This window comes from Pseudomonas sp., assembly GCF_036387035.1.
Lineage (GTDB): Bacteria > Pseudomonadota > Gammaproteobacteria > Pseudomonadales > Pseudomonadaceae > Aquipseudomonas.
Genome location: NZ_DASVUM010000044.1, coordinates 16,273 through 27,832, shown reverse-complemented (window position 1 = coordinate 27,832; position 11,560 = coordinate 16,273). Strand labels below are relative to the sequence as shown.

General features: G+C 59.7%; 6 protein-coding genes, 1 tRNA gene and 3 pseudogenes. 6 read left to right on the top strand and 4 right to left on the bottom strand.

Annotation, left to right across the window (positions count from 1 at the left end; all coding sequences use genetic code 11):
* The first annotated feature begins 15 nt into the window (after positions 1–15).
* A tRNA-Lys gene (locus VF672_RS04075) sits at positions 16–91 on the top strand.
* 155 nt (positions 92–246) lie between these two features.
* On the opposite strand, the gene VF672_RS04070 is transcribed toward VF672_RS04075, so the two are convergent.
* Positions 247–1,335, bottom strand: a complete 1,089-nt coding sequence (locus VF672_RS04070) for a hypothetical protein (RefSeq protein WP_331101733.1) — start codon at positions 1,333–1,335, stop codon at positions 247–249.
* 232 nt (positions 1,336–1,567) lie between these two features.
* On the opposite strand from VF672_RS04070, the pseudogene VF672_RS24515 reads away from it, so the two are divergent.
* The 4 genes and pseudogenes from VF672_RS24515 to VF672_RS04055 form a co-directional block, all read left to right on the top strand.
* Positions 1,568–2,764: pseudogene (locus VF672_RS24515) on the top strand (FIST signal transduction protein); the annotation flags it as partial.
* A gap of 486 nt (positions 2,765–3,250) precedes the next feature.
* Positions 3,251–3,637: pseudogene (locus VF672_RS24510) on the top strand (methyl-accepting chemotaxis protein); the annotation flags it as partial.
* Positions 3,638–3,688: 51 nt separating this feature from the next.
* Positions 3,689–4,498 carry a helix-turn-helix transcriptional regulator gene (locus VF672_RS04060; RefSeq protein ID WP_331101729.1) on the top strand — a complete coding sequence of 270 codons (810 nt, stop codon included), beginning with the start codon at positions 3,689–3,691 and terminating at the stop codon, positions 4,496–4,498.
* Positions 4,499–4,603: 105 nt separating this feature from the next.
* A pseudogene (locus tag VF672_RS04055) lies at positions 4,604–5,985 on the top strand (NAD-dependent succinate-semialdehyde dehydrogenase).
* A gap of 732 nt (positions 5,986–6,717) precedes the next feature.
* Here VF672_RS04055 and VF672_RS04050 read toward each other — a convergent pair.
* The 3 genes from VF672_RS04050 to VF672_RS04040 all read right to left on the bottom strand — a co-directional run bounded on the left by VF672_RS04050 (position 6,718) and on the right by VF672_RS04040 (position 10,242).
* Positions 6,718–7,407 carry a type 1 glutamine amidotransferase domain-containing protein gene (locus tag VF672_RS04050; protein ID WP_331101727.1) on the bottom strand — a complete coding sequence of 230 codons (690 nt, stop codon included), beginning with the start codon at positions 7,405–7,407 and terminating at the stop codon, positions 6,718–6,720.
* Between the two features lie 231 nt (positions 7,408–7,638).
* Positions 7,639–8,241 (bottom strand): TetR/AcrR family transcriptional regulator, encoded by a 603-nt coding sequence (locus tag VF672_RS04045; RefSeq protein WP_331101725.1) that lies wholly within the window; start codon positions 8,239–8,241, stop codon positions 7,639–7,641.
* A 141-nt stretch (positions 8,242–8,382) separates the two neighbouring features.
* Positions 8,383–10,242: an ABC transporter ATP-binding protein gene (locus VF672_RS04040; protein WP_331101723.1), complete on the bottom strand. Its 1,860-nt coding sequence runs from the start codon at positions 10,240–10,242 to the stop codon at positions 8,383–8,385.
* A gap of 254 nt (positions 10,243–10,496) precedes the next feature.
* Between VF672_RS04040 and nadA the strand changes: the two genes are divergently transcribed.
* Complete coding sequence (gene nadA / locus VF672_RS04035) at positions 10,497–11,555, top strand: quinolinate synthase NadA (protein ID WP_331101721.1); 1,059 nt, start codon at positions 10,497–10,499, stop codon at positions 11,553–11,555.
* The last annotated feature ends 5 nt before the right edge of the window (positions 11,556–11,560 follow it).

Genomic DNA, 11,560 nt, shown 5'->3' with positions numbered 1-11,560 from the left:
GCGCCACAACGAAGCGGGTCGTTAGCTCAGTTGGTAGAGCAGTTGGCTTTTAACCAATTGGTCGTAGGTTCGAATCCCACACGACCCACCATTTCGAAAATCTGGAAGGCCCATGAGAATGCGGATTTCCAGATTTTTTTTTCCTGCGATTTGGCTCGGCATCGCGCAGTCGGTCCTAGTCCTCTATTCAGCGTTCCCCTCCCTAAAGACAGGCGGCGCTTCCGGTGCGAGCCTTGGTAAAGCCTCTCACGCCTTCCCGAACACCACGTCCAAAGACATCGAATCGGTATGCCGCATAGGGTTATTGCTTTGGCCCAGGTTGTCGTCATTAGGATGCTGGTAGGTCATGCCAGTGCCCAGCTCATTGGTCAGGAACTCGCCCCCTTGTTTCATCTTCTCCGTGGAGCCGTCATACCATCCGGAGATGGTCTTGTTTCCGGCGGAGTCCAGTGAAGTGATGCTGTCAGGGGCTTTGTCCGCGATACTTCGCTTGTCACCAATTTCAAAACCTTTGCCGTCGGTGGCGTGAATCGCAGCGTTGCGGCCATCAATGTCGCTGGTGTTGATGAAGCCGTTATAAAACTCAAGTCGGCTCGCATCAGGTTTGTAGTTGCCGTCCGCGTCGGCCTGTTTGAGGAGGCCCGTCGTGTCTGCCTCGTACTTCATCGTTCCTTTTTGACCGGGCTCCAATGACAACTCACCGACCAGCTTTTCATTTTTATCAAACTGGCCAATCTTGATCGCATGGTCTTGAGAGTTGGTGATATTCAGCGAGTAAGGCCCGCTACCTGAGGTACGCGCGTCGCCCACGGCACTGGTCTTGTCAACGGATTCAGGCGCGGCTGCGGACTCGGGTGTAGCCAGGGAAGGGGAGGCGGCTTGAGGTACAGCTGTTGATGGCTGCGCTACATTCGGAACTGCACCTGGCGGGGACGCCGCGTTAGAAGCCGTCGGCTGAGAAGGCTGAGAGACTTGCCCGGACGTGCCTTGAGGCGAACTGCCGCTACCCTGGGACGATCCGCTCGCATCGTTGCGGTTTTGCTGCATGAATTGTGTCAGCGCCTGCATTATCTGCTCAACCAGATTACGCACCAGTGCCGCAAGATCTTGGTCGGTGGGATTAGTCGCGCGCCCACCGGGGCTCACCCGGCTGTCACTGCTGGGTGGCGATTGCCCGCCAAAGTTCACCGACTGCGACCCGGCACCGGGCGGTACACCGAAATCGATTCCTCCTCCCCCCTGCCGCTGATCAGCGATACGCCCTTGTGGCGAGCCCAAAGCACTGTTGTCCAAGCCAAAGCCCTGATCGACAGGACCCGTCACCTTCATCGACATACGTCACCCGCGATGGATTTTATCCTTCTGTGTGGCATCTCATCGGCTTTGGTTCCTTCGTCCATCTTTTGGAGGCGATGCGGGTTCCGCCTGTGGGTCTTGCAAGCAGCGATGCAGCCACTGACTTTCAAAGGGCACGACGTTCAGCATGTCTTAGCCATCCAACAATCACCGCCCATCTCCTACGCTTCAGTCGAATCGCCCACCGCCGATACAGGAAAAAGCTTCGCGTATGTACGCATGCGCCCTGCGACCCTTTCTAGTGAGCCAAGTGATGAACCCATTCAGCCTCTTCGATCGTTCCCGCGCCAACCGCCAGGACGCGATCAGTATCAACTGCACCGCAGGCGAACTGGAGCGTGCCCTGGCGGGCGTGCGTTCGGTTCCTGTTCTGGTGACGGGGTTCGTTTCTCCGCATTTGGACATCGACCAGATCGCTGCGCGCATCAAGCAGCGGTTTCCAGACAGTGCGCTCAGCCTGTGCACCACATCAGGCGAGCTGTGCAACAGTGCCAGCGGTTTGTACTGCGCGACCGGCGACCGCTGGGACCGCATCGTGCTGCAGCTGTTCGAGCAAAGCGTGATTGCGTCAGCCGAAGTGGTGATGGTGCCGCTGGAATGCGAAGACATCCGCAGCGGCGGCAAGCGCATGGAAATGCGTGAGCGCATTGAAAAACTGGTCAGCAACATCAAGCGTGTACAGGTCAGCACCACCATTGACCACCGCGACACCTTGGCCTATGTGGTGTTTGACGGGCTGTCCGCCTCCGAATCGTTTTTCATGGAAGCCCTCTACGAGTCGGGGCGTTTTCCCTGTCTCTTTGTAGGGGGCTCGGCAGGCGGCAAGTCGGATTTCAAGCAGACGCTGATCCACGACGGCAAGCGCAGCTATCAGAACCATGCGCAAATCGTCTTTATCAAGACCGCCGCCGACATACGTTTCGGCGTGTTCAAAAGTCAGAACTTCAAGCCCGCCGGGCTTACATTCAGCGTGCTTACGGCGTCTGTCGAAGACCGGACCATCGATCAGGTGATCGACAGCCAGGGCAACATCATGAGCATGGTGCAGGCCCTGTGTAACGCGTTCGATTGCGACGCCCAGGCGCTGGAAAAAAACCTGGCGGATTATTCGTTTGCGATTCGAGTGGGCAGCGAATTGTTCGTCCGCTCCATTGCGCGCATCGATTACGCACAGCAAATCATCCAGCTGTTCTGTGACGTGGCACCCGGCGAGGAGCTGGTGATGGTCAAGCGCACGCCGCTGCGCGAAGCCACCCGCGTAGATTACGAGCAGTTCCTGCGCGGTAAGGGCGGGCAGCCCGTCGCGGCGATTCTCAACGACTGCATCTTGCGCCGGGCCAACAACGGCAAGGATCTGGGCAGCATGACCGGATTGTTCGGTGACGTGCCCCTGGTGGGCTTCTCGACTTTCGGCGAGATTCTCGGCTTGAACCTCAACCAGACCCTCACCGCGATCTTTTTCTTCCGCGTGGCGAAAGGCGCTTCGTTCAGCGATGAGTACGTCGATCGCTTTATTGCCCACTACGGGGAATTCAAAGCGTTTTTCCTGCGCCGCCAGCTCAAAAAGATGGTGGGCTTGAATCACGTCATCGTGAAGCAGATCGAGGCGTTCAAGCTCAACGATTTTAACAATGCGCTGGACACCCGCGGGCTGGATACCAAAGTCCTTCCTGTCTTCGAAGGCCTTGCAGCGCTAGGTCGGGTCCTTGCCCAGGCCGGGCAGCAGCAGGAAGAGATGTCCACGCAGATCAAGCACTATTCCGGCGAGCTGCACCTGTCGATGGATGATCTGGCGGGCACGATTGATCAGCAGAACACGGTGTCGGCAAACGCCGGCAGTACCGTTGAGGCGCTGGCCAGTCAGGCGGACGAAGCGGTGGTCGGCGCGCGTGCGTTGGCAGGGTCGAGTTTGCGCATCCAGTCCATCGTGCAGGTGATCCAGCAGATCGCTGGCCAGACCAATCTGCTGGCGCTCAACGCGGCGATTGAGGCCGCACGGGCAGGGGACCTCGGCAGAGGATTTGCAGTCGTCGCCGATGAAGTCCGCAAGCTGGCGGAAATCACCCGCAAGAACGCGGCGGAAATCGGTGTCGATATTGACCTGCTGTCCAGCGAGATCCAGCGAGTGGCGCAGCAGATCGAAGACCAGTCCACCGGCGTGAGCGCGCTGCGCGAAATGCTCGGCACCCTTGAAAACTCGAACCAGGCCACTGAAGGCACCGCGCGGCGTACTAAAGCGATCGCCGATACCTTGACCGGCTTGACCCACGCCAGGCCTTGACCCACGATGCCTGTTTGTCGGCTACCGATGAACGTGGACCACGAGTGAGTTATGGCAAAAAGACCGTCTATAGAGCAGCGGCGCGAGTTCGGCAATTTCCTCTCCAGCCGACGCGCGCGGCTCGACCCCAAGGATTTTGGCCTGCCGGAAGGGCCGCGGCGCACGCCGGGATTGCGTCGCGAAGAAGTGGCTGCGCTCGCCGGCGTCAGCGTCAGTTGGTACACCTGGCTTGAGCAGGGGCGTGACATCCAGCCCTCGCCCGACGCGCTGCAACGAATCGCCAAAGTCCTCAAACTTGACCGTGTGGAGTCCGCGCATCTGTATGCGCTTTCCGCGCTTGAGGTGCCTGTCGCTGCGACCGGGGGTGGGGTGACTGCGGGCCTGGAAATGCTGGTGCGCGCGATCAATCCCATTCCGGCGTATGTGCGCAACGCCCGGCTGGACATTCTTGCGTGGAACGACGCCATCGCCGAGCTGTTCGTGGACTACGGTTCGTTGCAGCCCCATGAGCGCAACACGCTTCGTTTGTTGTTTCTGTATATCCCGTACCGAACCATCATTCTGGATTGGGAGCAGATGGCGCGGGGCATGATCAGTGCGTTTCGGGCTTCACGCGCGCTGGCGCAGGACAAGGCGCCGTTCGACAGCCTGATCGAAGAGCTTTCGGGCCTGAGCCCCGAATTCAGAGACTGGTGGCAGGACACCGAGGTCAAAGGTTTCGAAGAAGGGCGCAAACGACTGCTGCACCCCATCAGCGGTCATATCGATTTCACCTACGTCGCGTTGACGCCGGAAGGAAGGCCGGACCTGTCGCTGGTCACCTACATTCCCCGTCACACTGCCTATGACTCACGGTCATAGGATAACAACACGCCTTCCTGGCCTTTTCGGACGTACCTAAAGTAGCGGTCATCGCAGCGCACACGTGCTGCTCCGACCGCCAACGAGGGAATAACGATGTCTGACCTGAGCCCGATCTCTGCCCTAAACGTCGCCACGTCACGCAACCCGGCCACCGGCGAGCTGATCGCCACGTACCCCTTCCAGACCCAAAGCGAAGTCGAGCAGTTGCTGGATGTGAATGCCGCGGCCTTCCGTCTGTGGCGCGCCACGCCGATGCGCGAGCGAGTCTCTGCTTACCGCCGCCTGGCAGCCACGCTGCGTGAGCGGTCGGACTCCTTCGCGGCGCTGATCACCGCTGAAATGGGCAAGACCCTGGCGGCGGCGCGAGGTGAAGTGGAAAAGTGCGCGGCCACCCTGGAATGGATTGCCGACTCGCCGATGAGCCGGTCAAGGTAGACGGCGACGATGACGTCCACGTGTCCTTCTTGCCTATCGGAACCGTGCTGGCCGTGATGCCCTGGAACTTCCCGCTGTGGCAGGTCATCCGCGCGTCCGGGCCGATCATGCTGTCAGGCAACGGATTCATGCTCAAGCACGCCCCTAACGTCATGGGCTCGGCTTACGCACTTCAAGACGCCTACGAGGCAGCCGGTTTTCCGAAAGGCCTGTTCACCAACCTGATTGCCGACAATGAAACCGTGGCCCGCACCATCGAAGACCCGCGCATCGCCGCGGTGACATTGACGGGCAGCATGCGTGCAGGTTCGGCGGTGGCAGCTACGGCGGGCAAGGCACTCAAGAAGAGCCTGCTGGAGTTGGGCGGGTCCGACGCCTTCATCGTGCTGGCCGATGCCAATATCGACCTGGCGGTGAAAGCCGCCGTCGAAGCGCGTTTCCAGAATGCAGGTCAGGTATGCCTGGCGGCCAAGCGCTTTATTCTGGAGGAACCCATCGCCGAGCAATTCACGCGCAAATTCGTTGCCGCGGTTGAGCAGCTGAAAGTCGGTGATCCCCTGAACAGCGCGATTAATGTCGGTCCGATGGCCCGCGCTGATCTGCGTGATGAGCTGGATGGGCAGGTTCAACGCACCCTCGCCGCCGGCGCGACATTGCTGCTGGGCGGGAAGAAAATCGACGGCCCTGGTAATTTCTATGCGCCCACTGTGCTGGCCGATGTGAAGCCAGGCATGGCCGCATTCGACGAAGAAACCTTCGGCCCTGTAGCAGCAATCACTGTTGCCGCCAACGCAGAACAAGCCATCGTGCTGGCAAACACCAGTGATTACGGATTGGGCGGCAGCCTGTGGACTCAGGACATCACGCGTGCACAACGCATTGCACGACGTCTGGAAACCGGCGGGGTGTTCATCAATGGCTTCCCTGCCACCAACGCGCGTATCCCGGTGGGAGGCGTTAAAAAGAGTGGCTACGGCCGCGAACTCTCGCACTTCGGGCTGCGCGAGTTCACCAACGCCCAGGCGGTATGGGCCAAAAACGTCGACTGAGATTCAATGAGCGGTCCGCTGACTGGCCTGAAAGAACCTCTGTAAACGCCCATGCTGCAGAAAGCCGTCGCACTTGCGACGGCTTTTTTATGCCTGGCATTTAATATGGCGGTTCTTGATTCAGTCGATCGGGTGCAGGTCGGCAGGTGCCAGGCCCACCAGCTCGACGGGCGCAGCGCTCACGTGTCCGGTGGCATGAGCCACGATCAGGTTGTCGTCGTTGAAAGTCTTGGCGATGGTCTGTCGATATCGATATCGATATCGATATCGATATCGATATTGATCTTGGGTCTGACAGCGTCGGCGTCCGCTTCATGATCCTTGAGAGATGTATGGTGCGTGTCAGCGTCCGGTTCTGGGGGCAATCAGATAGTTAACGCGTTGTGTACCGGTTGATGACGTATTGCTTCTCTCTGTGCTGAGTTTTGCGGCCACTGCTGTCCCCCGTCAGATTGGGTTTGCTCGCCATGGGAGGGTGAGGCACTGCACAAGCGGTGAACGACCGGCCCGGTAATCAGCATCGTGCAGGTTCCCGGATGCCAGCCTTTGGCGCGGCAGACCCTGAAGCCTGTTCTTTCAACGGTTTGCGTACCTCGGAAACGACAAAGCCCAACATATCGTCGGGCCTGGGGTCGGGTCGAATTCGTTCATTACCAGTTCATGGGGTTTATCTCAGTCGTGGAGCAAAGGCAGGGAAGGAGGGGTGCGAACACCCCTCGCGTCTGGCTGTAATCAAGCCGATTTGCTTTGCAGCGCCTTGATCAGCACGTCTGCCGCCGGGCCTGAAGAGGCAGGGTTCTGGCCGGTGATCAGCAGGCCGTCGGTGAGTACGTACGAACCCCAGTCCGGACCTTTGGAGTAGACGCCGCCTTTTGCCTTCAGCTCGTCTTCCACCAGGAAAGGCACCACGTCAGTCAGGCCAACCGCTTCTTCTTCGCTGTTGGCAAAGCCGGTGACTTGTTTGCCCTGTACCAGCGGCGTGCCGTCTGCGTTCTTCACATGACGCAGCACCCCAGGGGCGTGACATACCACAGCGACGGGCTTGCCGGCTGCGATGAACGATTCAATCAGCTGCACAGAGTGTTTGTCTTCAGCCAGATCCCACAGAGGTCCGTGGCCGCCTGGGTAGAACACGGCGTCGAAGTCCCCTTGGGAGACGCTGTCCAGGCGGACAGTGTTGGCGAGCTGAGCGGTTGCCTTTTCATCATTTTCGAAGCGGCGGGTCAAGTCGGTCTGGAAGTCAGGCTCGTTGCTTTTCGGGTCCAGGGGAGGCTGGCCACCTTTGGGCGAAGCCAGCACGATTTCAGCGTTGATGTCGCTGAACGCGTAGTACGGCGCTGCCAGCTCTTCCAGCCAGAAGCCGGTAGGACGGCCAGTGTTGCCGAGGGTGTCGTGGGAAGTGAGAACCATGAGAACTTTCATCGGTGTATTCCTTGGATGGGCTAAAGTCGGTACACCTTAGCTCTGAGTAGACCAGTCGTCTAGAGTTATTTGTTGATTTTTTCGGCGTGCTGTTTGAGCGGTATACGGGCTCTGGCAACGAATGCATGGACATGTCGCCACGAGACCGGTTGCGAACCGGTCGGTGTCATGGCGCAGAAGGCGAAGGGTTAAGGACAGCGAATGCTGCGAGGTGCAGTTGCAGCGCGCCGATCAGGCAAGGCGCAAGATGACGCGCGTTGTCGCCATGGCTGTTTCGAAAGGGGAGAGGCTTTTCTCGATTTTGACCATCACGCTGGCCCCGACCCAAAGCTGGTAAAGGCTTTGGGCGACGGCGTAAGGCTTGTCGCAGGCGGGCAGCGATCCATCGGCAACCCCGGCCTCGATAGCACTGCCAATCCGGTCGGTAATCCCCGCCGTGCCACGCTTGAGGACGGCGCGCATGGTTTCCGAAAGATCAGCCACTTCTACGCCGAGTTTCACCGCCAGGCACTTACCCTGGCATTCATGAAACGACTGCGTGTCCTGCCAGACCCGCCAGTAGTTCATCAGCCGCTCGCCCATGGGCAGGCCAGGCTCGCCGAGGATGCGGTCAATGTCAGCGAGATATTCTTCGAAGTAGCGTTCGAGCAACGCCTCGCCAAAGGCGTCTTTAGAGCCGAAATAATGATAGAAGGACCCTTTCGGCACGCCGGCAGTGGCCAGAATTTCATTCAGGCCAACGCCGGAATACCCCTTGGCGGCCATGATGCGTTGGCCGACGTCGAGGATTCCTTGACGGACATCAGATGAACCACGTGTGTTGGGAGTATTCATAGGCTCGGAGAATACATCCTAGTAAGTCGGTCTACTAGAAGATTCTGATGAACGATAAGGCGTGCGTTTATGGGCGCGGGTCGGACGACGGCTTTGCCCGAAAGCCGTCGTGTCGCTGCGGTAGTTGGCCATACCGGCTCGCTATACGTGGTCCACCGCTTCAGGCACGCCCTGATCCTCGCCCAGGAACCCGCCGCTCTGGTGATGCCAAAGCCGCGCGTAGGTACCGTTTTTGCCAAGCAGTTCGGCATGAGTGCCTTGTTCAATGATGCGGCCGTTGTCCATCACGATGAGCCGGTCCATGGCCGCGATGGTCGACAGCCGATGGGCGATGGCGATCACGGTTTTGCCTTTCATCATTTCATCGAGGCTTTCCTGAATCGCCACTTCGACTTCCGAATCCAGGGCGCTGGTCGCTTCGTCAAGCAGCAGGATCGGCGCGTTCTTAAGCATTACCCGGGCGATGGCGACACGTTGGCGCTGCCCGCCCGACAGCTTGATGCCGCGTTCACCGACCAGCGTGTCGTAACCGCTATGGCCATGCTTGTCGCTGAGCTGGCTGATGAATCCGTCGGCCTGAGCGTTGGCGGCAGCGGTGCGAATTTCCGCGTCGGTCGCATCGGGTCGGCCGTACGCAATGTTCTCGCGGATGGACCGATGCAACAGAGACGTGTCCTGGGTGACCATGCCGATAGCGCTTCGCAGGCTGTCCTGAGTGACCTGCCTGATGTTCTGACCATCAATGCGAATCTCGCCGCTGTCCACGTCGTAAAAGCGCAGCAGCAAATTGATGAGCGTGGATTTGCCTGCGCCGGAGCGTCCGACCAGGCCGATCTTCTCGCCCGGCCGGATAGCCAGGCTTAAGCCATCCAGCACCTGACGCTCACCGTTGTAGTTGAAGCTGACGTCGTCAAAGGTCACTGCGCCGCCGGTTGTCTGCAGTACGCTGGCGTCTGACGCGTCCTGAACCTTCGGGCCTTGGGTCAGGGTTGCCATGCCGTCCTGCACCGTGCCGATGTTCTCGAAGAGCGAGGTCATCTGCCACATGATCCAGTGGGACATGCCGTTGATTCGCAGCGCCATCGCGGTGATCGCCGCCACCGCGCCGGCGCCGACGTCACCTTGATGCCACAGCCACAGCGCATAGCCGCCCGCAGCCAGAATCAACGCAACCACCAGCGCCTGATTGACGATCTCGAACTGGCTCACCAGACGCATCTGGCGGAAGCCGGTCTGCTTGAAGTCCTCCATCGCGGCGCGGGCGAAATGCGCTTCGCGTTTAGAGTGCGAGAACAGCTTCACCGTGGTGATGTTGGTGTAAGCGTCGGAGATCCGGCCGGTCATCGATGACCGCGCGTTGGCCTGCTCTTGGCCCACCTTGCCCAGGCGGGGCACGAAGTACAGCATGGCCAGGCCGAACAGGACGATCCAGGCAATAAAGGGCAGCATCAGTTTCAAGGCAAAGCCGCCCGCCAGGGCGATGATCGCGAGGAAATAAACGCCAATGCCCGGCGCGATTTCGATGAGGGTGAACAGCACTTCGCGCACCGCCAGCGCCGTCTGCATCACCTTGGTGGTGACCCGGCCGGAAAACTCATCGGAGAAGAACGACAGGCTTTGCCGCAGCATCAAGCGGTGAAAGTCCCAGCGCAGCCGCAGCGGAAGGTTGATCGCCAGCACTTGGTGCTGAACCATCGTACGCATGGCCACCAGCCCGATGCTGATCACCAGCACAATGCCTATGCCCCACAGCGTGCGACTTTCCTGGTCCGCTGTCGCGCCGCCGTCTTTCCAGGTCGACAGCAGATCGACGACTTGTCCGAGGAAGGAAAAAAGCCAGGCTTCATAAATCGACACGCAGGCGCCGAGCACTGCAAGCGCAAGGATGTAGCCACGTGCGCCTCGGGTGCAGGCCCACAGAAAACGCGCCAAACCCACCGGGGGAGGCGGTGCTTCGTCGGGCGGAAAGGGGTCGAGTCGTCGTTCAAATACGCTCAGCATGAGGGGCTCCAAAACTGTCCATTGGCGCAGATTCTGCCATTGAATGGCGTGCTTGAGGGTTTGGCGGCCTTCCAGCAGGTTTCGTTCCCTGCAATGGCGGACGTGTTTTGCGTTGTATCGACCGCCAGGTAACAGCGCCTGCATCAGCGGTCGTGACTGCCGTTAAGTGATCGCTCAACACAGGCCGTGCTACCGTGCCGGCCGTTTTCTAGCCCGCTGACTTTCGGCCGGACGCGCATTCAGGTCCATCGCACATGACACACATCTCCGAACGCCTTCTGGTCCAGGCGCATCTGGACGCTAGACAGTCCAATCCGTTGAGCCCGGACGAGGAAGCGGAATACCGCCGGCTGATCGCGGCCGAGCTCAAGGCGCAGGACGCCGTGCTGGTGGCCCACTATTACTGTGATCCGGTGATTCAGGCGCTGGCGGAAGAGACCGGCGGCTGCGTCTCGGATTCTCTGGAGATGGCGCGTTTCGGCAAAAACCATCCGGCCAACACCGTGTTGGTCGCCGGGGTTCGTTTCATGGGCGAAACCGCGAAAATTCTCACGCCCGAGAAACGCATCCTGATGCCGACGCTCGAGGCAACCTGCTCGCTGGACCTTGGTTGCCCCGTCGACGAGTTCGCCGCTTTCTGCGATCAGCATCCCGACCGCACCGTGGTGGTGTACGCCAACACGTCAGCTGCGGTGAAAGCCCGTGCCGACTGGGTGGTGACGTCCAGCTGCGCGCTGGAGATCGTCGAGAGCCTGATGGACAACGGCGAGAAAATCATCTGGGCGCCCGACAAGCATCTGGGACGTTACATTCAGCGTGAAACCGGTGCCGACATGTTGCTGTGGGACGGCGCCTGCATCGTGCACGAGGAGTTCAAGTCCCGGCAGTTGGAAGACATGAAGGCGTTATACCCGGATGCGGCAATTCTGGTGCACCCGGAGTCACCTGAGTCAGTCATCGATCTGGCCGACGCGGTGGGCTCCACCAGTCAGTTGATCAAGGCGGCGCAAACACTTGCGAACACGACTTTCATCGTCGCCACCGACCGCGGCATCTTCTACAAGATGCAGCAGTTGTGCCCGGACAAGATCTTTATCGAGGCGCCCACGGCTGGCAACGGCGCGGCTTGCCGCAGTTGCGCGCATTGCCCGTGGATGGCGATGAACACGCTGGCGCGCACGCTTCAATGCCTGCGCGAAGGCAGCAACGAAATATTCGTCGACCCGGCTGTGATCCCTCACGCCGTTCGGCCGTTGCAGCGCATGCTCGACTTTACCCAGGCGGCACGCATGAAAAACTCGGGTAATGCCTGATTGAC

Bases quoted from the DNA above. Each gene is read 5' to 3' on its own strand.
- VF672_RS04070 (WP_331101733.1), bottom strand. From the start codon at position 1,335: ATGTCGATGAAGGTGACGGGTCCTGTCGATCAGGGCTTTGGCTTGGAC.
- VF672_RS04060 (WP_331101729.1), top strand. From the start codon at position 3,689: ATGGCAAAAAGACCGTCTATAGAGCAGCGGCGCGAGTTCGGCAATTTC.
- VF672_RS04050 (WP_331101727.1), bottom strand. From the start codon at position 7,407: ATGAAAGTTCTCATGGTTCTCACTTCCCACGACACCCTCGGCAACACT.
- VF672_RS04045 (WP_331101725.1), bottom strand. From the start codon at position 8,241: ATGAATACTCCCAACACACGTGGTTCATCTGATGTCCGTCAAGGAATC.
- VF672_RS04040 (WP_331101723.1), bottom strand. From the start codon at position 10,242: ATGCTGAGCGTATTTGAACGACGACTCGACCCCTTTCCGCCCGACGAA.
- nadA (WP_331101721.1), top strand. From the start codon at position 10,497: ATGACACACATCTCCGAACGCCTTCTGGTCCAGGCGCATCTGGACGCT.